This is a genomic window from Streptomyces sp. NPDC048185 (assembly GCF_043202495.1).
Lineage (GTDB): Bacteria > Actinomycetota > Actinomycetes > Streptomycetales > Streptomycetaceae > Streptomyces.
The window spans coordinates 100,004-124,135 of the sequence record NZ_JBIDAN010000016.1 but is presented as its reverse complement, the minus strand read 5'-3'; the positions used below and the strand labels follow the sequence as shown (position 1 = coordinate 124,135).

Below are 24,132 nucleotides of genomic sequence, written 5' to 3'. Positions count from 1 at the left end.
GAGGAGCGCCCATGAGCCCCGACCACCCGCCCGGACTCGATCTCGACCGGTTGCGCACCCTGCTCGACCGCGAGCGGCCCGGCCTGGTGGCCGGCCCGCTGTCCGGCCGGCTGATCGAGGGCGGACGGTCGAACCTCACCTACAAGGTCTCGGACGGCACCTCGACGTGGGTCGTGCGGCGCCCCCCGCTCGGCCACGTGCTGGCCACCGCGCACGACATGAAGCGCGAGCACCGGGTGATCAGCGCCCTGCACCCGACGGACGTGCCGGTGCCGCGCCCGGTGCTGCTGTGCGAGGACGAGGAGGTGCTCGGAGCTCCCTTCTACGTGATGGAATTCGTCGAGGGCACCCCGTACCGCACGGCCGCCCAGCTCGCGCCGCTCGGCCCCGAGCGCACCCGGGCCGCCGTGCTGAACCTGGTCGACACGCTCGTCGGACTGCACGCGGTCGACCCCGCCGAGGTGGGCCTCGGGGACTTCGGCCGGCCCGACGGCTTCCTGGACCGGCAGCTGCGCCGCTGGGCCAAGCAGCTCGACGCCTCCCGCAACCGGGACCTGGCCGGCATCGACGAACTGCACGCCACGCTCGGCCGGGAGCTGCCCCGCTCCCCCGCGCCGACCGTCGTGCACGGCGACTACCGGCTCGACAACGTCCTGATCGGCGGCGAGGACGACGCGATCCGGGCGATCCTCGACTGGGAGATGTCCACGCTCGGCGACCCGCTCACCGACCTCGGGCTCCTCGTCATGTACAGCCAGCCGCTCGGCATGCCCGACTCCCCCGTCTCCACCACGGCGCAGGCGCCCGGCCACCCCGCCCCTGCCGAACTGATCGAGCGGTACGCCGAGCGCTCGGGGCGCGACGTGTCCTCGGTCTCCTGGTACACGGCGTTCGCCTGGTTCAAGCTCGCCGTGATCCTGGAGGGCATCCACTACCGCTACACGCTGGGCCAGACGGTCGGCCGCGGTTTCGACCGCATCGGCGAACTCGTCCCCGTCTTCATCGAGCACGGCCTGACCACCCTTCAGGAAGGCTGAACCGTCATGGACTTCGCGTTCGACGCACGCACCGAGGAACTCCGCGCCAGGCTGCTCGCCTTCATGGACGAGTACGTCTACCCGGCCGAGCAGGCCGCCCACGAGCAGCGCGCCCTCCTCGCCTCCCCCTGGGACACCCCGCAGGTCGTGGAGGACCTCAAGGCCGAGGCCCGCCGCCAGGGGCTGTGGAACCTCTTCCTGCCCGACGCCGAGTACGGCGCCGGTCTCACCAACCTGCAGTACGCGCCGCTCGCCGAGATCACCGGCCGCAGCCCCCAGCTCGCGCCCACGGCGACGAACTGCGCGGCGCCCGACACCGGGAACATGGAGGTACTCGCCCAGTTCGGCGACGAGGCGCAGAAGAAGCAGTGGCTGCAGCCGCTGCTCGCCGGTGAGATCCGCTCGGCGTTCGCGATGACCGAGCCGGACGTGGCCTCCTCGGACGCCACGAACATCACCACGCACATCGAGCGCGACGGCGACGAGTACGTCATCACGGGCCGCAAGTGGTACATCTCCGGGGCGATGAACCCGGACTGCCGGATCTTCATCGTGATGGGCAAGACGGACCCGGACGGCGAGGACATCCGCCGTCAGCAGTCGATGGTCCTGGTGCCCCGCGACACACCCGGCGTGACCGTGAACCGGGCGATGCAGGTCTTCGGCTACGAGGACCACTACCACGGCGGCCACGCCGAGGTGACCTTCGACCACGCGCGCGTGCCGGTGTCGAACCTGGTCGGCGAGGAGGGCGGCGGCTTCGCCATCGCCCAGGCCCGGCTCGGTCCCGGCCGGATCCACCACTGCATGCGGCTGATCGGCATGGCCGAGCGGGCGATCGAGCTGATGTGCCGGCGGGCCACCTCCCGCACGGCCTTCGGCAAGGCGCTGGCCCAGCAGGGCGTCGTGCAGAACTGGATCGCGGACGCGCGGGTCACCGTCGAGCAGCTGAGGCTGCTGGTGCTGAAGACCGCCTGGCTGATGGACACCGTCGGCAACCGGGGCGCCCACACCGAGATCCAGGCCATCAAGATCGCCACTCCGCGTGCGGTGGTCGGCATCCTCGACCGGGCGATCCAGCTGCACGGCGCGGGCGGCGTGAGCCAGGACTTCCCGCTGGCCGAGCTGTACGCCGGTGCCCGCACGCTGATGCTGGCCGACGGCCCGGACGAGGTGCACCAGCGCTCGCTGGCCCGCCGGGAGATCAAGAAGTACCTCTAGTAGCCGCCGGAGTAGTGGTGGTCCGTGTGCAGCAGAGCACGGACGAACGCGGCGAAACGGGTCCACGGTGAAGGTCTGCGTGTCATGCCCTCAGGCTGGCTCGCGGACCGGCCGTCGGTCCAACAGATCGTTTCGCTGCGGCCCATCTCTAGAATAGATGGATGGAGATCCGCCAGCTCCGCCACTTCTTGGCGGTCGTCAGCGAGGGCAGCTTCACCGCCGCGGCGCGCCGCGAGCTGATCGTGCAGTCGGCGCTCAGCACCTCGGTCCGCAACCTCGAACGGGAGCTGGGCGCCGCCCTGTTCGACCGCACCGGCCGCCGGGCCGTGCTGACGGAGGCGGGCCGCGCCCTGCTGCCGCGGGCCCGCGCGCTGCTGGCCGGCGCCGAGGAGGCCCGGCAGTCGGTCGCGGCGGTGACGGGGCTGGCCGCCGGCCGGGTGGCCATCGGCACGATCCAGACGCTGACGTGCGTGGACCTGCCCGCCGAGCTGGCCACGTTCCACCGCCGGTTCCCCGGCGTCCAGGTGTCGGTGCGGGACGCGCCGGTCGGTGAGCTGACCGAGGCGCTGCGCGCGGGCGAACTGGACCTCGCCTACCTGGTGCCGGACGCGGGGACGCTGCCCGAGGGGCTCACGCCCTACGCGTCGTGGCAGGAGGAGCTGGTCCTGATCACCGCCCCGGGCCATCCCCTCGCCGAGGCCGGGCGGACGCTGATCAAGGACCTCGCCGAGGAGCCGTTCGTCGACTTCCGCGCGGGCACCGGACTGGAGACGGCGGTGCGGCGGCTGGCGGCGCACTGCGGTCTGGAGCGCCGGATCACCTGTGACGTCACCCAGATCGGGCTGCTGGTCGACCTGGTGCGGGCCGGCATCGGGGTGGCGTTCGTGCCGCGGCGGATCGGCGAGCGGGCCGGGCTGCCGTGCGTGCGGATCCGGCAGCCGGAGCCCGGACGCACGGTCGTGCTGGCCGGACGGGGGCCGCTGCCGCGCAATCCGGCGGCGGCGGCCCTGGCCGATCACCTCACGGGCCGGCTCACGGACGCAGCGCGCGCAGCAGCAGGTCGGCCAGGTGGTCGGCCACTTCCTGCGGGCTGAGCGGGCCGTCCGGGCGGTACCAGGTCGACAGGTGGTGCACGGAGCCGAAGTGGTAGTCCACGACGAGGTCGGCCGGGACCTCCTTGGTGAAGACGCCGGCCCGCTGGCCCTCCTCGATGAGCGCCCGGAAGCGCTCGTGGTAGCGCCGGCGCTCGGCGCGCACCTGCTTGTTCTTCTCGGGGCTCAACTGGTGCATCGAGCGGAAGAAGATCGACGCGTCGTCGAGGTTGTCGATGGTGGTGACGACCACGTCGGCCGCCGCGGCGCGCACCCGCTCCTCGACCGGCTCGTCGGAGTCCGCGTAGGCGTCCAGGCGTTCCTGCTGGAGGCGCAGCACGCGCGCGTACACCTCGTGCAGGAGGTCGTCCTTGGAGCCGAAGTAGTGGTACAGCGCGCCCTTGGTGACACCGGCCGCTTCCACGATCTCCTGCACCGAGGTGCGGTCGTAGCCCTGCTCCGCGAAGAGCCGGGTGGCGGCGGCCAGGAGCCGCTGCGGCACCGGAGTGCCGTCCCCTTCCGTGGTCCTGGGCACTGCCGTCACCTGCCTTTCCGTTGTCTCACTGTCCGTCGTCGTGGGTGCGGGAACGCAGTTCCCGACGGAGGATCTTCCCACTCGCCGTCTTCGGCAAGTCGGTGAGGATCTCCACCTGACGCGGGTATTTGTAGGCGGCCAGTCTCTCCTTGCAGTACGCGGCCAGCGCATCCGGGTCGGTGTCGGCGCCCGGGCGGAGGCTGATGTACGCCTTGACGGTCTCCCCGCGGTACCCGTCGGGCACGCCGACGACGGCCGCCTCGCGCACCGCCGGGTGGGTGTAGAGGACGTCCTCGACCTCGCGGGGCCAGACCTTGAAGCCGGAGGCGTTGATCATGTCCTTCTTGCGGTCGACGACGTAGAGCCAGCCCCGTTCGTCCATGAAGCCGATGTCGCCGGTGCGCAGCTCGCCGCCGGGGAAGGTCTCGGCGGTGGCGTCGGGGCGGTGCCAGTAGCCGGGGACGACCTGCGGGCCGCTGACGACGATCTCGCCCTGCTCGCCGAAGGGCGCCTCCTCGCCCCGGTCGTCGAGGATCCGGACGACCGTCTCGGGGCCGGGCACGCCCACGGCGAGGGTCCCGGAGACCGGGTCGACGGGCGCCTCCAGGTGGGGCGGTACGGAGGCGCAGGGCGCGGTGCACTCGGTGAGCCCGTAGCCGTTGCGGATGTACGGGCCGAAGCCCGCGCGGAACTTCTCCACCAGGGCGGGCGGCAGCGGGGCGCCGCCGGAGGAGATGTTGGCGAAGGACGCGAAGTGCTCGCGGGTGACGGACGGATGGGCGGCCAGCGCCATGAAGGCGGTGGAGGGGCCGACGGTGTAGTGCGGCCGGTGCTCGGCGAAGGCGTCCAGGACGACGCCCGCCTCGAAGCGGTACGCCAGGACGAGCGTGCCCACGCTGTTCAGGCAGGCGCCGAGCTGGCAGACCATGCCGGTGATGTGGAACAGCGGCGCCAGGGCGAAGTAGACCGGCGCCTCGGGCAGGCCGAGGCCGGTGCGCTGCCGCTCGGCGTTGTACATGATGTTGCGGTGCGTGTTGGTGGCGCCCTTGGGCGTGCCGCTGGTGCCCGAGGTGTAGCTGATGAGCGCGGTGCCGGCGGGCTCGGGGTCGCGGCCCTCGGGTGCCTTGTGGCCGGCGCGGGCCACCTCGGTGAGGTCGTCGGCGTCTTCGGTGCGCGGCAGCCGCTCGAAGGTCAGCACACGGGCGTCGCCCCGGGTCTGGAAGTCCAGTTCGCAGGCCGTGAGCACGGTCCGCACCGGCGAGTCGGCTGCCGTCTCGCGCAGGTACCCCTCCCAGGCCCGGTCGGAGCAGATCAGCGCGGCCACCTCGCCGTCGCGCAGGACGTGGCCGACCTCCCCCGACTTGTACATCGGGTTGACGGGCACGACGACCGCGCCCGCCTTCCAGGCGCCGAGGACGGCGAGCACGAAGTGCGGGGAGTTCTGCAGCAGGACCGCGACCCGGTCGCCGCGCCGCAGGCCGCGGGCGGCGAGGTGCCCGGCGACGGAGTCGCTCAGCTCGTCGGTCTCGCGGTAGGTGAGCCGGCCGTCGAAGTAGGCGAGGAAGTCGCGGTCGGGTGCCTCGGCGGCCGCCCGGCGCAGGGCGTGCACCAGGGAGGCGTCCGGGGCGAGCGGGGCCTTCTGGGCGTCGGTGAGGAGGCCCAGCCAGGGCTTGGCCGCGTAACGGGAGCCGGTCATCGGGCCGCCCCCTCCCACTGCCGCTGCAGGCGGTTCATCCCGCGCAGCCAGCGTTCGGGTTCGGCGGCACGGGCCTGGTAGTACCCGCCCACCTCGGGGTGCGGAAGGATCAGGAAGCGGTCCTTCTCGATGCCCTCGAAGAGGGCGTCGGCCACGTCCTGGGGCTCGATCGCGGTCGGCGCGAGCACCAGCTCGCCCGCGCTGCCACTGGCGGTCAGCATGTCGGTGCGCACGCCCTGGGGGCAGACGGCGTGCACCTTGATGCCGCGGTGGCGGTAGGTGAGGGAGAGCCACTCGGCGAAGGCGTAGGCGCCGTGCTTGGTGACGCTGTAGGGGGCGGCGCCGATCATGGTGAGCAGTCCGGCCGCCGAGACGGTCGAGACGAAGCGTCCGCTGCCGCGCTCCAACCAGTCGGGGATCAGTTCGTGGGCCGCGCGTACGTGGGCCATCACGTTGACGTCCCAGGCGAGCGCCCAGACCCCTTCGTCCGCCGCCTCGGAACCGCCGGAGGCGACACCGGCGTTGGCGCAGTAGACGTCCACCGTGCCGCCGAGCGCGTCACGGGCCTCGGTGACGATCGCGGAGGCGTCCCCGGGGACCGCGACGCCGCCGATCTCCTCGGCGACGGCCTTCGCCCGCCCGGCGTCCAGGTCGTTGACGACCACCCGGGCGCCCTCGGCCGCGAAGCGGCGGGCCAGCGCGGCGCCGATGCCGCCTCCTGCCCCGGTGACGACGACTCCGGCATCCTGCACGGCTTCCACCATCGGTCTCCTTCGACACGGCTCGGGCGCTGCCGGACGACAGACTAACCAGTCGGTATGCGCGACGGAAGAGGTGAACCGCGGTTCCGGTCGTTCCGTGGGACCGGGGGCGCGGGTTAGCGTGCGTGCGCATGACACCCGCCGCGATCACGGAGGTCACCGCATGACGCTGTCCAGACGGAATCTGCTCGCCACCACGGCCGCGGTGGCGGTCACCGCCTCGGCCGCCGCCGGCCCGGCCCAGGCGGCCCCCTCGGGCGGTGGCCGCCGGCTGCGCACCGGGTTCGAGCGGCTGGCCGACGACGGCTACGCCCTGCTCGAGGGCGAGCGGGTCGGGATCGTCACCAACCCGACCGGGATCACCCGGGACGTGCGGCACATCGTGGACGTGATGCACGCCGACGGCAGGGTGAACCTGACGGCCGTTTTCGGTCCCGAGCACGGCTTCCGCGGCACCGCGCAGGCCGGCGGCTCCGAGGGCCGTTACGACGACCCGGCGACCGGGCTGCCCGTCTACGACACGTACCTGAAGAGCGGGCAGCCGCTGGCGGACGTCTTCACGGCGTCCGGCGTGGACACCGTCGTCTTCGACATCCAGGACGTGGGCGCGCGCTTCTACACGTACATCTGGACGCTATACGACTGCATGGAGGCGGCCCGGCTCGCGGGCAAGCGGTTCGTGGTGCTGGACCGGCCGAACCCGGTGACCGGGCGGGCGGCGCTGGGGCCCGTGCTGCACAAAGAGTTCGCCACCTTCGTCGGGCGGCAGCCGATCGCCCAGGCGCACGGCATGACGGTCGCCGAGCTGGCACTGCTCTTCAACGGCGAGTTCCTGCCGTCGCCGGTGCCGCTGGAGACGGTGACGATGACGGGCTGGAAGCGGTCGGAGTTCTACGACGCCTCTGGGCTGCCCTGGGTGCCGCCGAGCCCGAACATGCCGACCCCGGAGTGCGCGCTGGTGTACTCGGGCACGTGTCTGTTCGAGGGCACGAACCTCTCCGAGGGCCGCGGCACCACCCGCCCGTTCGAGCTGCTGGGCGCGGAGGGGATCGACGGCGCCTGGGCCGCCGCCGCGAACGACGTCGGCCTGCCGGGCGTGCGGTTCCGGGAGGCGTACTTCGCGCCCACCTTCTCCAAGTTCCAGGGGAAGACGGTCGGGGGTGTGCAGCTCCATGTGCACGACCGGGCCGCGTTCGACCCGGTGCGCACCGGGATCGCGCTGCTGGTGACCGCCAAGCGGAGCTGGGACGGCTTCGCCTGGCGGCCGGACAACTGGATCGACAAGCTCACCGGCTCCACACAGGTGCGCACGATGATCGACGCGGGCGCGGACACCGACGAGGTGGTGCACGGTTGGGAGAGCGAACTGGCGGCGTTCCGCAGGACGCGCCGCCAGTACCTCCTCTACCGCTGAGCACTACCGCTGATCACGGTGCCGGCCGGTCACCGGTGGGACGTGAACTCCACGACCTGCTGGTAGGTCGGCCGGTTCTGCCAGCTGATGCCGCCGTGCTTGATGCCGCCGAGGGTGCGGTGGATCACCGAGTCGGCGCACCACTGGTCGCCCGCGGAGCAGTTGTCGTCGCCCGGGTAGACCTGGGCGGGGGTGCGGCCCGCGGCCTCCTTCAGGGTGGAGACCAGGGTGCCCCGGCAGGCGGCGAGGTCGCCTCCGCCGCAGTACTCCCGCGCGAGCGGGCCCTTGACGGACTCGCCGAGCACCGACCGGACGTCCTTGTCGACGAAGCTCCACCAGCCGTACTGGAAGGCGCTGCCGGCGTGGGCGCCGGTCGGGCCGTGGGCGGCGGACGGTGACTCGTCGACGGGCAGGTTGCGGGTGAAGGCGGTGTACAGGTCGCTGCCGAGGCCGGGTTCGAACTCGGCCTTCACCAGCAGCGGCCACCACGCGTCCAGGGTGCGGATCGCGTCGGCGTGGGCGTACTTCTTCGAGCCGGCCGAGGTCTCCGTGCGCAGGCCGCCCGCGGACAGCCAGGCCTTGAGCCGGTCCACGGCCGTCTTCGCCGCCGGGTCGGTCACCGGCGCGGACTCGATCACCTTCAGCAGGCCGGGCACGACGTCCTCGGCCCGCAGGTCGGCGAGGCCCGCCTCGGCCATGGCCTTCACCAGCGCGGCCCGGGTGACGCCCCCCTGCGCGACCAGTTTCCGCACCCGGTCGTCGAGCAGGTTGCCGCGGTGGACGGAGCCGTTGCCCCAGGAGGCGGCGGGGTAGTCCTCGGCCTGCTTGTTGTTCCAGGAGATGTAGTAGTCCTGGTCGACGGAGCGGGGGTGGGCCGACGCGGGCGTGTACCGGGCGGTGTTGGCGGCCGGGTCCCAGTCCCGCCACTCGTACGCGTCACGCGCCCAGACCGGGAACTCGGCGTCGACGCCGTTCGCGCGCACCGGGTTGTCGCCGCTGTTGTAGTACGCGGTGTGCTCGGAGTCGGCGTAGAACCAGTTGAAGGTGTAGTTGATGTGCTGGACGGCGCCCTGGAAGCGCTCGGGACTGTCGAGGTAGTCCGGGTCGTTCAGCATCTGGAAGCCGATGATCGAGTCGGCCTCGTGGAGGTAGGAGGAGCGCAGGGTCGTGTAGGCGACCTTCTTGCCGCCGACCGTGGCGCGGGACTCGACCGGGCCGTACTTGGTGCGCCAGACGCGCATCGTGTAGGAGCCGGCCGCGGTGGAGTCGGCGACGGTCGGCTTCCAGGCGTTGCGCCGCTCGACCTTCTCCATGGCGGTGCAGGTGCCGCGGTAGAGGTAGTGGTGGTCGTCCTGGCACAGCTCGACGGCGTAGGTGTCGATGATGTCCTGGCCCGATGTCGTCGCGCTCCAGGCGTAGTCCTGGCCGCGGCCGAGCTCGACGTACATGCTCAGGCCGGCGAAGGAGGCGCCGCGGGCGCTGATGCCGGGGCCCTGGATCTCCTGGAGCATCAGCAGCTGCGGGGCGAAGTAGCCGGTCTGCGGGCCGAAGACGGCGACCGGGTGGCCGCTGTCGGTGTGCTTCCCGCTGACGACGAGGGCGTTGGACATGCCGCGCCGCGCCGAGGTGACGGCGGTGTCCGCCGCCTTCGCGGAGGCACCGGTCGCGCCCGCCGCGCCGGCGCTGCCGGTGCGGTCGTACACCAGCGGCTCCGCCTGGACAGACCCGGCGTCGGGCAGGGCACGGCCCTGCGGGTCGTCCGGGGTGGGCAGGTACGGGAAGCTGCCGTCCCGCTGGGTGAGAACGGCCTCCGGGTCGTTGCGCTGGCGGAAGGACTCCCAGACCTTCGTGCCCTCGGCGACGCCGTACTTCTCCTGGGCGGCGAGCAGCGAGAGCGCGTTGTTCACCTCGCCGCCGCCTCCGGCGCCGAAGAGGGAGCCGATGACGGAGGCCAGCGCGATCAGGTCGCTGCGCTTGAAGTGCTCGATGGTGCCGGCGTTGGTGATGGCGTCCTTGTGGCCGGTCAGGACGTACTCGCCGGGGAAGTAGCGGCCCTTGTCGGAGGCGTCGATGTAGGCGTTGACGCCGGCGACGTAGGCGTCCACGTCGGCGAGGGCCAGCTCGCCGCGCTCGCCGGCCTTGGCGGCGGCGCTCTCGATCTGCGCCTCCAGGTCGGCCTCGGTGTAGGGGGCGCTGCGCCAGAACTGCTGTTCCAGGCCCTGGTTGGCGGGGGCGCCGCCGGCGAAGGGGGTCAACTGGCCCCGTCCGACGTGCCGGAAGAGGTCCATGAGCCACAGCCGGTCCTGGGCCGCGGCGTAGCCGGCGCCGAACTCGGTGCCGTAGCGGGTGGTGCCGGTGATGTGCGGCACGCCGGTCTTCTTGTCGCGGACGATGGTCACGTCGCCGCGCCCCGCGGGGCGGACGGTGGAGGCGGCCTGGCCGTCGGGGACGCCGAAGGAGGCGTCGGAGAAGAACGTGTTGATCTTGTCGTTGGTGAGGCCCTGGTAGCCGGTGGCGAGGTCGGCGTAGGGGCCGAGCTGGTCCTCGGCGTGCGCGGGCTGGGTGCCGAAGGCCTGGTTGAGGAGGATCTGGGCGAGGGTGGCGTTGCCGTTCTGGCCGGGCGGCAGGATGTCGGAACACCGGCCGCCGCAGTGGTCGCCGGCCGTCGCCCGCGGGGTCGTGGGGGCGGTGGTGCTGGTGCCGGCGGCCATCGCGGGGGAAAGCGGTGACAAAAGTCCGGCAATGAGGGCGCATACCGATGCGCTCTTCAGGAACCCGTGGAAGCGACGGGGAGTTCTCAGTCTGTCAAGGGCGTTGCGTGGGGTGCGCCGTTGCATGGCAGCTCCTCCCGACGAGGGTGGGCCCGGACGTTACCGCCGGTATCCCCGAGTTGGAAGGTGAACATGCGTCAGTTTTGGAAGCGGATGCGATCGGCTTATGGGAGGCATCGGAAATCGGATGGAGCCGAATCGCGTGTCGATACGTCTACTCGGCGACGTCGGGAGGACGACTCCCCACGACGACGCCGAAGTGACCGAAGTGCAGGTGCAGGTGTGACGGAGGTGCAGGGCGATGGCCGGTTTCCGGAGTCTGGCGAGACAGGTCCGCGATCCACGGTGCGACCTGGCGCTACGGCGCTATTCGCTGCGCAAGTGCCTTGAGCGGTTCGCTCCTTATGGGCACAGGGCGACCTGGGACCATCTGTGTTCGCGGGCCGGTTTCGGCCCCGAGGACCGCTCCCCCGACCCGGCGCGGCTCGTGGCCGCACTGGAGGAGCTGGAGGAGGCGCGTTCCGTGTGGCTGACCTACGAGGTGGAGTTCGCCGAGCGGCGCAGGAAGGAGAAGCACGACGGCCTGCGCAGGCCGGGCAGTGTGGACGACTGGCACCGGCTGACCTGGGGCGGTTTCGGGGTGGCCTGGTGCGACGACCCGGAGGTCCACCCCGACGGACCGCTGGCGGAGGTGCTGCGCCGGCTGATCTCGGCGCTGGAGCGCGACCCGGGCGCGGTGTGCCCGGTGTGCGACGGGGACCGACTGGTCTGGAAGTACGACCTGGACCACGAGCCGTCGACGGGGCCGGTCTGCACGGACTGCGGGATCCTGGTGCCGCGGCCGGTGCTGACCCCGGACGCCCTGGCGGACGCCCGGCGTGAACGGCTGCTGATGTCGGCGTAGTGGCCGCGGGGGTGCGCCGGGGATGCCGCACCCCCGACGGGTGTCGTCGGTGGCGCCGGACGACGGGGGAACGGTGCAGGTGTGTGTGAACGGTGCCCGCGGGGGCGCCGACGGCGCGGCGGTGCCGCTGACGCCGGAGGCGATGGCGGACGCCGTGTCCGAGGCGGTGGCCGCCGGGGCCACGGACGTCCATGTCCATCCCAAGACCCCGTGCGGGCAGGACACGTTGTCGCCGCGGGTGCTCGCGGTGACCCTCGCGGCGATACGGGCGCGCGTGCCGGTGCCGGTCGGGGTGACCACCGGGGCCTGGGCCGAACGCGGCCCGGACGCCAGGGTGGCGCGCGTCCGGAGCTGGGGGCCGCTGCCCGACCACGCCTCGGTCAACTGGCACGAGCCGGGCGCCGAGGCGGTCGCCGCCGCGCTGATCGAGCGGGGGGTGGGTGTCGAGGCGGGCATCTGGTCCGGCACGGACGGGGCGGAACGGTTCGCGCGCTCGCCGCTGGGCCCGAGGGTGCTGCGCGTGCTGGCGGAGGTCACGGACCCCGACGCGCAGACCGCGGAGGCGTCCGCGCGGGCCCTGCTGGCCGGCCTGGGCACGGCGCACGGCCGCCCGGTGCTGCTGCACGGCGAGGACGGCGGCACCTGGCCGGTGCTGCGCCTGGCCGGCCGGCTGGGCCTCGTGACCCGCGTCGGCCTGGAGGACACCCTGTTCCTTCCGGACGGCCGGCCCGCCCGGTCGAACACCGAGCTGGTGGCGGCGGGCCTGACCGAGTGGCGGGCGGCCCGGCGCCGCGGGGCGTGAACCGGGCCCGCCGGCCCGCGTCCCGCCCCGGACGCGTGTCCGACGTGCGCCGGTCAGTCGCAGCACGCCGGGTCGGCGGGAGCCGGTGCGCGCGTGCGGGACGGCTTCGGGCCGGTCTTGCGTTCCACCAGCAGGCGGGAGCCCGCGCGGCTCTCTCCGAAGGCGTCGTCGGGGTTGGACAGCACGCACGTTTCCAGGGACAGGCAGCCGCAGCCGATGCAGTCGGTGAGGTGGTCGCGCAGCCGGTTCAGCTGCTTGATCCGCTCGTCCAGTTCGGAGCGCCAGGCCGCGGAGAGCCTGGCCCAGTCGTCCTCGGTGGGCGTACGCCCCTCCGGCAGCTCGGCGAGCGCCTCCCGGATCGTGGCGAGCGGGATGCCGACGCGCTGGGCGGCCCGCACGAAGGCGACCCGGCGCAGCGCGTCACGGCTGAAGCGGCGTTGGTTGCCCGAGGTGCGGCGACTGCTGATCAGGCCCTTGGACTCGTAGAAGTGCAGGGCGGAGACGGCGGCGCCGCTGCGCGCGGCGAGCTGGCCGACCGTGAGCTCGTGGATCTTCTCGGGAATCTGAGGCACTCCCCGAACCCTACCCACCCGCTCACCCCTGCGGTCCGTTGACATGGGCCTCACGGGCGACCATGCTAAGCAGTTGCTTAGCATGGTCGGCAGGCGCCGGCCGGGCGGAGCCACGAAACCTTTGACGCGGGAGGCCGGGACATGGCAGAGCCGAGGATCTTCACATCCGCCGACGACGTGAAGGCGGCGGTGGGTGAGCAGCTGGGGTACACCGACTGGCTGGAGGTCGACCAGAAGCGCATCGACCTGTTCGCGGAGGCCACCGGCGACCACCAGTGGATCCACGTGGACCCGGAGAAGGCCGCCGCGGGCCCGTTCGGCACCACCATCGCGCACGGGTACCTGACCCTGTCGCTGCTCCCGCTCTTCGGACCGCAGCTGCTCCAGGTCGAGGGCGTGAAGATGGGCGTCAACTACGGCACCAACAAGGTCCGTTTCCCCGCCCCCGTACCGGTCGGCTCGCGGGTGCGCGCCACGGCGACGATCACCGGCGTCGAGGACGTCCCGGGAGGGATCCAGGTGGCCGTCGCCTTCACCGTGGAGCGCGAGGGCGGCGACAAGCCGGTGTGCGTCGCCGAGTCCGTCGCGCGCTACTACCTGTGAGCCGCTAGCGCCCCTGAGCGGCGCCGGGCTCCTTGGCCCGCACCATCCGCAGCACGAGGTCGGCGTAGAGCGCGCCGACCTCGTCGGGCGTCCGGGGTCCGTTCACGTTGAACCAGCGGGCGACGTCGATGCAGAGGGAGAGCACGGCGAGCGTCGTGCCCTGCACGTCCGCCACCTCGAACTCGCCCGAGGCGACGCCCTCCTCGATGATGCCGCGCACCTCGGCGTCGACCTGGCGGCGCAGCGCGACGATCTCGGCGCGGGCGTCCGGCCCGAGCGCGTCCAGCTCGTACTGCACCACCCGTGCGGTGGTGCGCCGCCCCGCGTGCCAGCGCACGAAGGAGCTCACGGCGTCGGCGAGCCGCTCCGTGGCACTGCCCTCGCCCTCGGCCGCCGTGCGCAGGATGCCGAGCGCCCGGTCGTGGCCGATCCGGCTGATGCGGTGGAGCAGCTCTTCCTTGGTCTTGTAGTGGATGTAGAGCGCGGCCGGACTCATGCCGGCCCGCCCGGCGATGTCGCGGGTCGTGGTCGCGTGGTACCCGCGCTCGGCGAAGGCCTCCACGGCGGCGACCAGCAGTCGCCGGGCCGCGTCGGGCGTGACCTCTTCCCACGGCTCGATGTCGCCGCCCGCCGTCTCGGCCGCCGTACTCATCGCTCGTTCGCCCCTCTCGGTGACAGGAGCTCCACCATACCGCCGAAGCTGAGCGGGCGCTTAGAGGAGCCCCGCGCACAGGTCACCCCAGTTTCTCGAAGGGGTCGTGCTCGGCGAGGAGTTTCTCCAGCCGGGCCTGGTCGACGCGGCTGACGATCTGCCCGGCCTCCTGCCGGTCTCGGATGATCTTGGCCAGGGTGAAGGCGGACGTGACGAGGTACAGGACGGCGATGGCGAGGAAGGCGCGCACCCAGGCGTCGGCCTGGAGCCGGTAGATGCCGATGGAGGTGGCGATCATGGCGACGGCGAACGATGCGACGGCCTGCCCGTAGAAGGCGGCGGTGCTCTGCTGCTTGACCGGTGTGTCACTCATGGGGACAAGCGTCGGCGGATGCGGCCGCCGCCACATCCGCCGTCGTACTCAGTCCGGCTACTCAGAAGGCCGAGACGCCCGTCAGCGCCCGCCCGATGACCAGCTTCTGGATCTGGCTGGTGCCCTCGTAGAGGGTCATCACGCGGGCGTCGCGCAGCAGCTTGCCGGCCGGGTACTCGTCGATGTAGCCGTAGCCGCCGAAGACCTGGAGGGCGTTGTTGGCGGCGCGGACGGCGGCCTCCGAGGCGAACAGCTTGGCCTTCGAGGACTCGACGGTGAAGGGCTGCCCGCGGTCGATCAGGTCGGCGACCCGCCAGGTCAGCAGGCGGGCCGCGTCCACGTCGAGGGCGATGTCGCTGATCAGCTCCTGCACCAGCTGGTGGTGGGCGATGGTCTTCCCGAACTGCTCTCGCTCCCCCGCGTACCGCACGGCCGCGTCCAGGGCGGCCTGGGCGATGCCGACGCAGCCGGCCGCGACCGACATGCGGCCCTTGGCGAGCGCCGACATCGCGACCGAGAAGCCCTTGCCCTCGGGGGCCAGCATCGCGGAGGCGGGGACGCGGACGTCCTCCAGGACCAGCTCGGCGGTGGCCTGGCCGCGCAGTCCGAGCTTGCCGTGGACCGTACGGCGGGACAGGCCGGGGGTGTCGGTGGGCACCAGGAAGGCGGAGACGCCCTTGTGGCCGGGGGCGTCGGTGGAGCGGGCGAAGAGCAGGACGACGTCGGCCCAGGTGCCGTTGGTGATGAACATCTTGGTGCCGTTGATGACGTAGTCGTCGCCGTCGCGGACCGCGCGCGTGGAGAGGTTCCCGGCGTCCGATCCCGTGCCGGGCTCGGTCAGGCCGAAGCAGCCGACGTACTCGCCGGAGGTCAGCCCCGGCAGCCAGCGCCGCTTCTGCTCCTCGTCCCCCCAGGCGGCGATGGTCTTGGCGACCAGGCCGAGGGAGACGGACACGATGCCGCGCACGGAGCTGTCGCCGCGCCCCAGTTCCTCCGTCACCAGGCAGTACGCGAGGTGGTCGCCGCCGGAGCCGCCGTACTCCTCGTCGACGGTGAGACCGAGGAAGCCGACCTCGCCGAGCTTCTTGACGATGGACCGGTCCACCTCCTCGGCACGGTCCCAGGCGACGACGTGGGGTGCGATCTCGCGCTCCACGAAGTCCCGGGCGAGCTGCCGTACGGCGGTCTGCTCCTCGCTGAGCTCCAGGTTCATGACGGGTCACCCCACAGTAGACGGATCGGACAAGCGTCCCTTGAAATCCGGACATTTAAATTAGCACTGCTAGTTTAACGCCGCAGCCCTACTATGTGCGCCATGGCCCGACCGCGCAAGCCCCTGCTCAGCACCGACCGGATCGTCGAGACGGCCCGCGCGCTGGTGGACGCGGAGGGCCTCGCGGCCGTCTCCACGCGCCGGCTCGCGGCGGAACTGGGGGTCAGCGGGCCCTCGCTCTACAACCACTTCCGCACCAAGGACGAGATCCTGGAGGCCGTGGCCGACTCGGTCAGCGCGCAGGTCGACCTGTCGATGTTCGAGGACGGCCGGGACTGGCGGACCGCGCTGCACGACTGGGCCGTCTCCTACCGGGCGGCTCTGCGCGACCACCCCAACATCGTCCCGGTCCTGGCCCACGGGCCCGGACGCCGCCCGGCCGCGCTGCACCTCGCCGACGCCGTCTACGGCGCGATGGTCGCGGCCGGCTGGCCGCCGGCGCAGGCGACGTCCATCGGCGCGCTGATGCGGTACTTCGTCATGGGCTCCGCGCTCGGCTCCTTCGCGCGGGGTTTCCCGGACGACGCCGACGCCTACGACCCCGCCGACTACCCCCACCTCGGCAAGGCGCACCTCCTGGCGGAGCAGCAGGAGAAGATCGACGAGCGGGCCTTCGAGACCGGGCTGACGGCGCTGCTGGACGGGCTCGCGCAGCAGTACGAGCAGGCGGGACGGAACGCCTGAGGACACTTCGGCGCCTGCCGAAGTGTCCGTGCCCCATGCTGGAGACATGACGGACAAGGACGCCGAGGCGCCCGGGCTGGCGCGGCTGGCCGGGCTCATCGCCGACGAGACCAGGGCCGCCTGCCTGCTGGCGCTGCTGGACGGGCGGGCGTGGACCGCCGGTGAGCTGGCCCGGCACGCGGGCGTCGCCGCGTCGACACTGAGCGAACACCTCGGCAAGCTCGTCGCCGGCGGCCTGCTCGCCGAGGAGCGCCAGGGGCGGCACCGGTACGTGCGGCTGGCCGACGAACGGATCGCGCACCTCGTGGAGGACCTGGCCGCCCAGGTCGCGCCCGGGGCGGCGGCACGGCGTCCGCGCACCCTGCGCGCGTCGAGCGCCGGGTCGGCGATGGCGCGCGGGCGCACCTGCTACGACCATCTCGCCGGGCGGCTCGGGATCACGGTCACCGATGCGCTGACCGGGCGCGGGCTGCTGCGCCAGGACACCGGCTTCGCGCTCACCGACGCGGGACTCGGCTGGTTCGACGCCGCCGGGATCCGCCTCGACCGGACGAACCGCCGTCCACTGGCCCGCGCCTGCCTGGACTGGACCGAACGCCGTCCCCACCTCGCGGGCGTCGCGGGCGCGGCCCTGTGCCGGCACGCGCTGGACTCGGGCTGGTGCGTGCGCATCGGCTCGGAGCGGGCGGTGAAGGTGACGCCGGCCGGCGAGGAGGCGCTGTCCGGGCTGCTGGGCATCGACCCGGCGGTGCTGCGCTGAGCGCGCGGGTGCCGCGTCCGGAAACGGCCGGCCCCGAGACCCCCCTTCCTGCCTAGCCTCTGGAGCATGATGAGCACCGCCCCGTCCCGCCGTGCCGAACTTCTCGCCGCCGGCGCCGCCACCGTCACCGTCGTCCTGTGGGCCTCCGCCTTCGTCTCCATCCGCAGCGCGGGCGAGGCGTACTCACCGGGCGCGCTGGCGCTCGGGCGGCTGCTGTCGGGCGCGCTGACACTGGGGGTGATCTGCCTGGTGCGCCGGGCAGGGCTGCCGCCCCGGGCGGCCTGGCGGGGGATCGCGATATCCGGGCTGCTGTGGTTCGGCTTCTACATGGTCGTCCTGAACTGGGGCGAGCAGCAGGTGGACGCCGGTACGGCCGCCCTGGTGGTGAACGTCGGGCCGATCCTCATCGCGCTGCTCGGCGCCCGGCTCCTCGGGGACGCGCTGCCGCCGCGGCTGGTGACGGGGATGGCGGTGTCGTTCGCGGGCGCGGTGACCGTGGGCCTGTCGATGTCCGGCGAGGGCGGCTCCTCGCTGTTCGGGGTGGTGCTGTGCCTGCTGGCCGCCGTGGCGTACGCGGGCGGGGTGGTCGCGCAGAAGCCCGCGCTGGCCCACGCGAGCGCGCTGCAGGTGACGACGTTCGGGTGCCTGGTCGGGGCGGTGGTGTGCCTGCCGTTCGCCGGGCAGCTCGTGCGGGAGGCGGCGACGGCACCCGCCTCCGCGACGCTCAACATGGTCTACCTGGGCGTGTTCCCGACCGCCCTGGCGTTCACGACGTGGGCGTACGCGCTGGCCCGGACGACCGCCGGCCGGATGGGCGCGACGACGTACGCGGTGCCCGCGCTCGTCGTCCTGATGTCGTGGCTGGCGCTGGGCGAGGTGCCCGGGCTGCTCACGCTGGCGGGCGGGGCGCTGTGCCTGGCGGGCGTGGCCGTGTCGCGGTCCAGGAGGCGCGCGGCGACGGCTCCGGAGCCGGAGGGGGCCCCGGAGCCGCGCCGCGAGGACGTGGGCCGGCGGTAGGGCCCGCCCGGCCGTGCGCGCCTGCCCCGCGGCGCCTGGCGCGCACGCTCGCCGCGGGGCAGCCCCTTCGGGCGGACGACGGTCACGGCCCGGCGGGGCCTAGAAGACCACCAGCGCCCGGCCGCCCTTGCCCGCCAGCATGTTGTCGAAGGCCGCCGGGATGCCGTCCAGGGCGATGTGTTCCGTCACCAGGGCGCCCAGGTCGAGGCGGCCGGTGCGGACGTGTTCGGCCAGGACCGGGAGGTCCCGGGCCGGGTCGGCGTTGCCGTAGACGCAGCCGGCCAGGGTGCGGCCCCAGTGGAAGATCTCCAGGGCGTTGAAGGTGACCTGCTGGTCCTTGCCGCCGATGCCGACGACCGTGGTGCGTCCGCCGCGCCGGGTGGAGTCCCAGGCGGTGCGGATGGTGACCGCGCGGCCGACGCACTCGACGGCCACGTCGACGCCCTGTTTTCCGGTGAGGGCGCGGATCTCGCGGGCGGTGGTGTCGGAGGCGACGAGGTAGTCGGTGGCTCCGGCCGCGCGGGCCAGCTCCTCCTTCTCCGGGGAGACGTCGACCGCGACGATCTTCGACGCGCCCGCGATACGCGCCGCCTGGAGGGTGGCGAGGCCCACTCCCCCGGCGCCGAACACGGCGACCGTCTCGCCCTCCCGGACCTTCGCCGAGTGGTGGACGGCGCCGTAGCCGGTGAGGACGGCGCAGCCGAGCAGGGCGGCGTCGGTGAGCGGGATGCCGTCCGGGCAGGGCAGGACGCAGGACGCGGACACGACCGTCTCCTCGGCGAACGCGGCGACGTTCAGACCGGGGTGCAGGACGGTGCCGTCGTCGGCGCGGCGGGCGTGCGTGTTCGCCGCGCCGGACAGGGCGTCGGCGCACAGCCAGACCTCGCCGAGCGAGCAGGGGTGGCAGGCGCCGCAGGACGGGGCCCAGTTGAGGACGACGCCGTCGCCGGGTGCGACGTGGGCGACGCCCTCACCGACCGCGACGACCGTGCCGGCGCCCTCGTGGCCGAGGACGGCGGGGAGGGGCACGCGCATGGTGCCGTTGGACAGGGACAGGTCGGAGTGGCAGACCCCGGCGGCGGCGAGCCTCACCCGGACCTGGCCGGGGCCGGGCTCGGGCAGCTCGATCCCGGTGACCTCCAGCGGGGAGCCGACTGCGGGTACGACAGCGGCGCGGACGACATCTCGGACGGCCATGACGTGGGCAACTCCCCTGGGATCAGAACTGGAGGGACTTGGTCTGGAGGTACTCGGCGAGGCCGTGCGAGCCGAGTTCGCGGCCGACGCCGGACTGCTTGTAGCCGCCGAAGGGGGCCAGTGGGTTGAAGCGTCCGCCGTTGATGTCGACCTGGCCGGTGTCCATGCGGCGGGCGAAGGCGACCGCCTCGGCCTCGTCCCCGGCCCAGACGGCACCCGCGAGGCCGTACACGGTGCCGTTGGCGATCCGCAGGGCGTCCTCCTCGTCCTCGTAGGCCAGGACGGACAGGACGGGCCCGAAGATCTCCTCCTGGGCGACGGTCATGTTCTCGGTCACGTCGGCGAGGACGGTGGGGCTGACGAAGTAGCCCTGTTCGCGCGGGGCTTCGAGGCCGCCCGCGACGAGCCGCGCGCCCTCGGCGACGCCCTTCTCGATGTAGCCGCGCACCCGCTCCTGCTGCTTGGCGTTGACGACCGGGCCGATTCGGTCGCCGTACTTCGCGGCGGCCTCGGCGGCCAGCTCCACGGCCTCGTCGTACCGGTCGCGGTGGACCAGCATGCGGGTCCACGCGCTGCACGTCTGGCCGGAGTTGGACATGACGTTGGCGACGCCGACGTTGACGGCCCTGGCCAGGTCGGCGCTCGGCAGGATCACGTTGGCGGACTTGCCGCCGAGTTCCAGGGCGACCTTCTTGACGGCCGCGCCGGCGATCGCGCCGATGCGGCGGCCGACGGCGGTGGAGCCGGTGAAGGAGACCAGGTCGACGTCCGCGTGCTCGGCGAGGGCCTGGCCGGCGACCGGGCCGAGGCCGGTGACCAGGTTGAAGACACCCGCCGGGACGCCGGCCTCGTGCACCGCCTCGGCGAAGAGCTGGGCGGTGAGCGGGGTGTCCTCGGCGGGCTTGAGGACGACCGTGCAGCCGGCCGCGAGCGCCGGGGCGACCTTGGCGACGATCTGGTGGAGCGGGTAGTTCCAGGGGGTGATGGCGCCGACCACGCCGATCGGCTCGTGGTGGACGACGGAGTTGCCGACCTTCTCCTCGAAGGCGTACGTCGCCGCCAGCTCGGCGTAGGAACCGGCCACCGCGATCGGGGCGCCCGCGTGCACGGCCTGCGAGAACTTCAGCGGTGAGCCGAGCTCGGCGGTGACGGTCTCGGCGATCTCGTCCTTGCGGGACACCAGCACGTCCCGCAGGGCGGCCAGGCGCGCGGCGCGTTCGGCGGGCGGGGTGGCGGCCCAGCCCGGCAGGGCGGCGCGGGCGGCCCGTACGGCGGTGTCCACGTCCAGGGCGGTGCCGGCGGGGACCTTGCCGATCACCTGCTCGTCGGCCGGGTTCACCACGTCGATCGTGTCCCGGCCGTCGGCGGGGCGCCAGGCCCCGTCGATGTACATGCCGTCGTGTGCCTTCATCGCGTTCCTTCCGGGCGGGCCTCGTCGTCCGCCCCCAAACTAGCGCCGATAGTTTTACGGCACCAGGGCCGGCCGGCATGGTGGCGCGGCTCACCCTCCCGGAGGACGGGACGCCCGTGGGATCACTCCTCCAGGTCCGGCAGCCGCGCCGGGGCGGGGCAGATCCGTTCGCCGTGCTGGTCGAAGACGAACATGTGGGCGAGGTCGACGAGGAGGGGCACCTGCATGCCGTGGCGGAGGTGCATGTCCGGGGTGGTGCGGACGATCAGGTCGCCGGGCAGCCGGCCGTCGGGGGCGGCGACGGCGGGGTCGGCGTCGACGGGGTCGTCCATGACCACCACCGGGCCGGCGCGCAGGGCGCCCGCCCGCTCCTTCAGCCGGTCGAGGACCGTGCCGTCGCGGCGGCGGCGCCCGGCGGGGCGGGCGGTCGGCCGCGGTGCCTCCAGGTCGGGCACGACGGCGGGGCGCGAACCGGTGTTGAAGTGGACGAGAACCTCGTGGCCCTGGAACTCGACGTGCTCCACCAGGCCGGTGAGCAGCACCTCGCCGGGGCGGGCGGAGGAGGGGTCCGCGATCCGGACGGCCTCGGACCGCAGGCCCACGATGACCTCGCGGCCCTGCTGGACGCGGAGCAACTGGTGGTCCAGGGAGAGCGGTTCGGGCAGCCGCAGGTACTGCTTGCCCAGGCTGACGGTCATCGCGCCGTCGAGCGGGGCGCGTACGAGGCCGCGCAGCAGGTTGATGCGCGGGGTGCCGATGAAGGCGGCGACGAAGACGTTGCGCGGCAGGGCGTAGACGGTGCGCGGGGTGTCCACCTGCTGGAGCACGCCGCCGCGCAGGACGGCGACCCGGTCGCCGAGGGACATGGCCTCCGACTGGTCGTGCGTGACGTAGACGGTGGTGACGCCCAGTTCGCGGGTCAGCCTGGTGATCTCGGCGCGCAGGTGGTTGCGGAGCTTGGCGTCGAGGTTGGACAGCGGCTCGTCCATCAGGAAGGCGGTGGGCCGGCGGGAGATGGCCCGGCCCATGGCGACACGCTGGCGTTCGCCGCCGGAGAGCTGGGCGGGGAAGCGGTCGAGCAGGTCCTCGATGCCCAGCATGCGGGCGGTGGCGTCCACGCGGGGGCCGTGGTCGGCCTGGGGCGCCTCGACGCGCAGCGGGAAGCCGATGTTCCCGCGGGTCGTCATGTTGGGGTACAGGGCGAAGTTCTGGAAGACCATGGACATGCGCCGCTCGGCGGGGAGCAGGTCGTTGGCGTACTCGCCGTCCAGCAGGAGTCTGCCCTCGGTGATCTCCTCCAGCCCCGCGATCATGCGCAGGAGGGTGGACTTGCCGCAGCCGGAGGGGCCGAGCAGGACGAGGAACTCGCCGGGCGCGATGTCCAGCGACAGCCGGTCCACCACGCGGACGCCTCGCGCGTAGGTCTTGCTCACGTCGTGCAGGGAGATGGCGCGTGTCATGCATGCCCCCGGGGGCTCACTGGCGCTGGGACTTCGCGGACGGACGCCTCGTACGGGACGCACGGGGCGCGTGAGTCACGGAAGTTAACGGACTGTGCGCGGCCGGGGAAGACGCCGGACCACAACTCGCGGGAGCGTCCGTATGGTGAGAAAGCGGACGGCCGGATTCAGTGCGGGGGCGTCTCACGAGCCGATCACGACACGCGCACCGGCCATCCGGCACCGCGGCGGCAGCCGTCCGGCGCGGACGGGGCCGACCCCGACGTCCGCGCGCCCTCCGGCGGTCGGCGGTCGGCGGTCGGCGGTCGGCGGTCGGCGGTCGGCGGTCGGCGGCACGATGCCGGGCCCCGCGTCGTGGCGGCAGCCGCCCGGAGCTGCGGGGCCGACCCCGACGGGTGCGCGCCCACCGACGGCCAGCGGGCGGCGGCGGGCGGCGGCACGGGTGCGCGCCCTCCGGCGGCCGGGGGCACGATGCCGGTGGTCACCCGGCGTCGCGGCGGCAGCCGACGGGGCCGATCCCGGTGACTCGCGCGCCTCCGGCGGCCGGCGGCGCGATGCCGGTCAGGACGGGTGCGGCCGATGCCGTTCACCCCGTGCCCTGCTGGTGTCCGCCCGTCAGCTCCCGTCCTCGCCGCGGCCACCGCCCTGACGCGCCGTGCGACGATCCGGCCGGGCCCGGCCGGGTCTGCCGGCGGACGGGCGGTCGGGCGCCGGCCCGGAGGACGGGGAGCGCAGGGCGACGCCGGAGGACAGCAGGAGCAGGGCGCCCAGCATCACGAAGGGCGCGGCCACGCCCGCGACCCCGGCGATCAGACCGGCCGCCGCGGGCGCGGCGACCTGGCCGAGGCGGTTGCCGGTCAGGCGCAGGGCGAGGGCGGTGGAGCGGGCATCGTCGGGGGCCGCCTGGACGACGGTCGTCATGGACAGCGGCTGGCCGACGCCCAGGCAGAAGCCGAGGACGACCAGCATCACGCCCAGCGCCCACACCGGCACCGGCAGCGCGACGCCGGCGCACAGCACGGCCGCCAGCAGACAGGTGACCGTGAGCAGGACGGTGCGCCCGAGCCACCGCAGCAGGGGCGTCAGCACCAGCCGGCAGGCGATCGTGGCCGCCGCGCGCAGGCTGAGCAGGGCGCCGATGACGGCCGGGGAGATGCCCCGGTGCTCGCCGACCACCGGTAGGTAGGCGGTGAGGATGTCGGTCGCGGACAGCACGGAGAGGCTGATCAGGATGCCCGCGGGCACGCCCCGGGCCCGCAGGATGCCTCCCACCGGCACGCGCGGCCCCGGTGCCGCGCGCCCCGCGGCCGGCGCCGGGTGCTCGATGCGCCACAGCGACGTGAAGGCGACCGCCGCGCCCGCGCCCGCGACGACCAGGGCGAGCGCGCTGCTGCCGGCCATGTCGGGGCCGCCGATCAGCCCGCCCGCGGCGATGGGGCCGATGAGCTGGCCGAGCGAGGCGCCGATGGTGAAGTGGCCGAAATTGCGGTCCTGTTCGTGCGGCGCGGACTGGCGGGCGACCAGTGACTGGGCGCCGATGACGAAGCAGAGGTGCCCGAGGCCCATGACGCCGCTCCACAGGGCCATCGCCCACAGGGACCCGGCGACGCCGCTCAGCGCGCAGCCGCCGGCGATGAGCACCACGCCGACGGGCAGCAGCGGCGCGCAGCGGCCGTGGTCGGTGCGGCGGCCCAGCGGCACGGCGGCGAACAGCGGCAGCAGCGCGTACACACCGGCGATGACACCGACCGCCCGCTCGTCCGCGCCCAGCGCGAGGGCCCGGTAGGAGACGGCGGGCCGGGCCATCGACACCGCCCCCTGGGCGAAGCCGAAGGCGATGACGAGGCGGAGCAGCCAGCCGCGGTTCCCACCGGGCGCCATGACGGTGTCCTTTCCGA

At 73.3% G+C, this 24,132-nt stretch carries 22 protein-coding genes; 10 read left to right on the top strand and 12 right to left on the bottom strand.

What is annotated here, in order from left to right:
* Positions 1-11: 11 nt before the first annotated feature.
* From ACGF3H_RS33745 to ACGF3H_RS33735, 3 genes are all read left to right on the top strand, one after another.
* Positions 12-1,037, top strand: coding sequence for a phosphotransferase family protein (locus ACGF3H_RS33745; protein ID WP_362494222.1), 1,026 nt, complete (start codon positions 12-14; stop codon positions 1,035-1,037).
* Between the two features lie 6 nt (positions 1,038-1,043).
* Positions 1,044-2,258: an acyl-CoA dehydrogenase gene (locus tag ACGF3H_RS33740; RefSeq protein ID WP_362494220.1), complete on the top strand. Its 1,215-nt coding sequence runs from the start codon at positions 1,044-1,046 to the stop codon at positions 2,256-2,258.
* A 161-nt stretch (positions 2,259-2,419) separates the two neighbouring features.
* Positions 2,420-3,352: a LysR family transcriptional regulator gene (locus ACGF3H_RS33735; protein WP_362494217.1), complete on the top strand. Its 933-nt coding sequence runs from the start codon at positions 2,420-2,422 to the stop codon at positions 3,350-3,352.
* Here ACGF3H_RS33735 and ACGF3H_RS33730 read toward each other — a convergent pair.
* The 3 genes from ACGF3H_RS33730 to ACGF3H_RS33720 are packed head-to-tail and all read right to left on the bottom strand — an operon-like array spanning position 3,291 to position 6,344.
* Complete coding sequence (locus ACGF3H_RS33730) at positions 3,291-3,884, bottom strand: TetR/AcrR family transcriptional regulator (protein WP_362494214.1); 594 nt, start codon at positions 3,882-3,884, stop codon at positions 3,291-3,293. The two genes, ACGF3H_RS33735 and ACGF3H_RS33730, sit on opposite strands and share 62 nt — an antisense overlap.
* 25 nt (positions 3,885-3,909) lie before the next feature.
* On the bottom strand, positions 3,910-5,580 hold the full coding sequence (locus tag ACGF3H_RS33725) for an AMP-binding protein (protein WP_362494211.1): 1,671 nt from the start codon (positions 5,578-5,580) through the stop codon (positions 3,910-3,912).
* Positions 5,577-6,344: an SDR family oxidoreductase gene (locus ACGF3H_RS33720; protein ID WP_362494209.1), complete on the bottom strand. Its 768-nt coding sequence runs from the start codon at positions 6,342-6,344 to the stop codon at positions 5,577-5,579. Before ACGF3H_RS33720 ends, ACGF3H_RS33725 begins: the two co-directional genes overlap by 4 nt.
* 160 nt (positions 6,345-6,504) lie before the next feature.
* Between ACGF3H_RS33720 and ACGF3H_RS33715 the strand changes: the two genes are divergently transcribed.
* The gene (locus ACGF3H_RS33715) at positions 6,505-7,755 is read left to right on the top strand and encodes a DUF1343 domain-containing protein (protein ID WP_362494206.1); all 1,251 of its coding nucleotides are present in this window, start codon (positions 6,505-6,507) and stop codon (positions 7,753-7,755) included.
* A gap of 29 nt (positions 7,756-7,784) precedes the next feature.
* On the opposite strand, the gene ACGF3H_RS33710 is transcribed toward ACGF3H_RS33715, so the two are convergent.
* Entirely contained in the window at positions 7,785-10,592 is a 2,808-nt protein-coding gene (locus ACGF3H_RS33710) for a penicillin acylase family protein (RefSeq protein WP_362494203.1), read from the bottom strand.
* A gap of 235 nt (positions 10,593-10,827) precedes the next feature.
* Between ACGF3H_RS33710 and ACGF3H_RS33705 the strand changes: the two genes are divergently transcribed.
* Entirely contained in the window at positions 10,828-11,430 is a 603-nt protein-coding gene (locus ACGF3H_RS33705) for a hypothetical protein (protein ID WP_362494200.1), read from the top strand.
* Between the two features lie 22 nt (positions 11,431-11,452).
* Positions 11,453-12,232 carry a 3-keto-5-aminohexanoate cleavage protein gene (locus ACGF3H_RS33700; protein WP_362494197.1) on the top strand — a complete coding sequence of 260 codons (780 nt, stop codon included), beginning with the start codon at positions 11,453-11,455 and terminating at the stop codon, positions 12,230-12,232.
* A 53-nt stretch (positions 12,233-12,285) separates the two neighbouring features.
* Here the strand turns inward: ACGF3H_RS33700 and soxR are convergent, their stop codons facing one another.
* Entirely contained in the window at positions 12,286-12,804 is a 519-nt protein-coding gene (gene soxR, locus ACGF3H_RS33695) for a redox-sensitive transcriptional activator SoxR (protein WP_362494194.1), read from the bottom strand.
* A gap of 141 nt (positions 12,805-12,945) precedes the next feature.
* On the opposite strand from soxR, the gene ACGF3H_RS33690 reads away from it, so the two are divergent.
* On the top strand, positions 12,946-13,407 hold the full coding sequence (locus ACGF3H_RS33690; RefSeq protein WP_362494191.1) for a MaoC family dehydratase: 462 nt from the start codon (positions 12,946-12,948) through the stop codon (positions 13,405-13,407).
* A 4-nt stretch (positions 13,408-13,411) separates the two neighbouring features.
* Here the strand turns inward: ACGF3H_RS33690 and ACGF3H_RS33685 are convergent, their stop codons facing one another.
* From ACGF3H_RS33685 to ACGF3H_RS33675, 3 genes are all read right to left on the bottom strand, one after another.
* The gene (locus ACGF3H_RS33685; protein ID WP_362494188.1) at positions 13,412-14,059 is read right to left on the bottom strand and encodes a TetR/AcrR family transcriptional regulator; all 648 of its coding nucleotides are present in this window, start codon (positions 14,057-14,059) and stop codon (positions 13,412-13,414) included.
* An 82-nt stretch (positions 14,060-14,141) separates the two neighbouring features.
* Complete coding sequence (locus ACGF3H_RS33680; protein WP_239769840.1) at positions 14,142-14,432, bottom strand: YiaA/YiaB family inner membrane protein; 291 nt, start codon at positions 14,430-14,432, stop codon at positions 14,142-14,144.
* Between the two features lie 61 nt (positions 14,433-14,493).
* Positions 14,494-15,645 carry an acyl-CoA dehydrogenase family protein gene (locus tag ACGF3H_RS33675; RefSeq protein WP_362494184.1) on the bottom strand — a complete coding sequence of 384 codons (1,152 nt, stop codon included), beginning with the start codon at positions 15,643-15,645 and terminating at the stop codon, positions 14,494-14,496.
* A gap of 102 nt (positions 15,646-15,747) precedes the next feature.
* Here ACGF3H_RS33675 and ACGF3H_RS33670 point away from each other — a divergent pair, with 102 nt between their 5' ends.
* From ACGF3H_RS33670 to ACGF3H_RS33660, 3 genes are all read left to right on the top strand, one after another.
* Positions 15,748-16,389 (top strand): TetR/AcrR family transcriptional regulator, encoded by a 642-nt coding sequence (locus ACGF3H_RS33670; protein ID WP_362494181.1) that lies wholly within the window; start codon positions 15,748-15,750, stop codon positions 16,387-16,389.
* Between the two features lie 46 nt (positions 16,390-16,435).
* Positions 16,436-17,149, top strand: a complete 714-nt coding sequence (locus ACGF3H_RS33665; RefSeq protein WP_362494179.1) for a winged helix-turn-helix domain-containing protein — start codon at positions 16,436-16,438, stop codon at positions 17,147-17,149.
* Positions 17,150-17,218: 69 nt separating this feature from the next.
* Positions 17,219-18,166: a DMT family transporter gene (locus ACGF3H_RS33660; protein WP_393589212.1), complete on the top strand. Its 948-nt coding sequence runs from the start codon at positions 17,219-17,221 to the stop codon at positions 18,164-18,166.
* A gap of 99 nt (positions 18,167-18,265) precedes the next feature.
* Here ACGF3H_RS33660 and ACGF3H_RS33655 read toward each other — a convergent pair whose 3' ends face one another.
* From ACGF3H_RS33655 to ACGF3H_RS33640, 4 genes are all read right to left on the bottom strand, one after another.
* Positions 18,266-19,363 (bottom strand): Zn-dependent alcohol dehydrogenase, encoded by a 1,098-nt coding sequence (locus tag ACGF3H_RS33655; RefSeq protein ID WP_362494175.1) that lies wholly within the window; start codon positions 19,361-19,363, stop codon positions 18,266-18,268.
* A gap of 22 nt (positions 19,364-19,385) precedes the next feature.
* On the bottom strand, positions 19,386-20,774 hold the full coding sequence (locus ACGF3H_RS33650; RefSeq protein ID WP_362494173.1) for an aldehyde dehydrogenase family protein: 1,389 nt from the start codon (positions 20,772-20,774) through the stop codon (positions 19,386-19,388).
* Positions 20,775-20,896: 122 nt separating this feature from the next.
* Positions 20,897-22,234: an ABC transporter ATP-binding protein gene (locus tag ACGF3H_RS33645; protein WP_362494170.1), complete on the bottom strand. Its 1,338-nt coding sequence runs from the start codon at positions 22,232-22,234 to the stop codon at positions 20,897-20,899.
* A 615-nt stretch (positions 22,235-22,849) separates the two neighbouring features.
* Positions 22,850-24,115, bottom strand: a complete 1,266-nt coding sequence (locus ACGF3H_RS33640; RefSeq protein WP_362494168.1) for an MFS transporter — start codon at positions 24,113-24,115, stop codon at positions 22,850-22,852.
* Positions 24,116-24,132: the final 17 nt, after the last annotated feature.

Excerpts from the sequence above, each read along its gene's own strand:
- ACGF3H_RS33745 (WP_362494222.1), top strand. The coding sequence starts at position 12 with ATGAGCCCCGACCACCCGCCCGGACTCGATCTCGACCGGTTGCGCACC.
- ACGF3H_RS33740 (WP_362494220.1), top strand. The coding sequence starts at position 1,044 with ATGGACTTCGCGTTCGACGCACGCACCGAGGAACTCCGCGCCAGGCTG.
- ACGF3H_RS33735 (WP_362494217.1), top strand. The coding sequence starts at position 2,420 with ATGGAGATCCGCCAGCTCCGCCACTTCTTGGCGGTCGTCAGCGAGGGC.
- ACGF3H_RS33725 (WP_362494211.1), bottom strand. The coding sequence starts at position 5,580 with ATGACCGGCTCCCGTTACGCGGCCAAGCCCTGGCTGGGCCTCCTCACC.
- ACGF3H_RS33720 (WP_362494209.1), bottom strand. The coding sequence starts at position 6,344 with ATGGTGGAAGCCGTGCAGGATGCCGGAGTCGTCGTCACCGGGGCAGGA.
- ACGF3H_RS33715 (WP_362494206.1), top strand. The coding sequence starts at position 6,505 with ATGACGCTGTCCAGACGGAATCTGCTCGCCACCACGGCCGCGGTGGCG.
- ACGF3H_RS33710 (WP_362494203.1), bottom strand. The coding sequence starts at position 10,592 with ATGCAACGGCGCACCCCACGCAACGCCCTTGACAGACTGAGAACTCCC.
- ACGF3H_RS33705 (WP_362494200.1), top strand. The coding sequence starts at position 10,828 with ATGGCCGGTTTCCGGAGTCTGGCGAGACAGGTCCGCGATCCACGGTGC.
- ACGF3H_RS33700 (WP_362494197.1), top strand. The coding sequence starts at position 11,453 with ATGCCGCACCCCCGACGGGTGTCGTCGGTGGCGCCGGACGACGGGGGA.
- ACGF3H_RS33690 (WP_362494191.1), top strand. The coding sequence starts at position 12,946 with ATGGCAGAGCCGAGGATCTTCACATCCGCCGACGACGTGAAGGCGGCG.
- ACGF3H_RS33685 (WP_362494188.1), bottom strand. The coding sequence starts at position 14,059 with ATGAGTACGGCGGCCGAGACGGCGGGCGGCGACATCGAGCCGTGGGAA.
- ACGF3H_RS33680 (WP_239769840.1), bottom strand. The coding sequence starts at position 14,432 with ATGAGTGACACACCGGTCAAGCAGCAGAGCACCGCCGCCTTCTACGGG.
- ACGF3H_RS33675 (WP_362494184.1), bottom strand. The coding sequence starts at position 15,645 with ATGAACCTGGAGCTCAGCGAGGAGCAGACCGCCGTACGGCAGCTCGCC.
- ACGF3H_RS33670 (WP_362494181.1), top strand. The coding sequence starts at position 15,748 with ATGGCCCGACCGCGCAAGCCCCTGCTCAGCACCGACCGGATCGTCGAG.
- ACGF3H_RS33665 (WP_362494179.1), top strand. The coding sequence starts at position 16,436 with ATGACGGACAAGGACGCCGAGGCGCCCGGGCTGGCGCGGCTGGCCGGG.
- ACGF3H_RS33660 (WP_393589212.1), top strand. The coding sequence starts at position 17,219 with ATGAGCACCGCCCCGTCCCGCCGTGCCGAACTTCTCGCCGCCGGCGCC.
- ACGF3H_RS33655 (WP_362494175.1), bottom strand. The coding sequence starts at position 19,363 with ATGGCCGTCCGAGATGTCGTCCGCGCCGCTGTCGTACCCGCAGTCGGC.
- ACGF3H_RS33650 (WP_362494173.1), bottom strand. The coding sequence starts at position 20,774 with ATGAAGGCACACGACGGCATGTACATCGACGGGGCCTGGCGCCCCGCC.
- ACGF3H_RS33645 (WP_362494170.1), bottom strand. The coding sequence starts at position 22,234 with ATGACACGCGCCATCTCCCTGCACGACGTGAGCAAGACCTACGCGCGA.
- ACGF3H_RS33640 (WP_362494168.1), bottom strand. The coding sequence starts at position 24,115 with ATGGCGCCCGGTGGGAACCGCGGCTGGCTGCTCCGCCTCGTCATCGCC.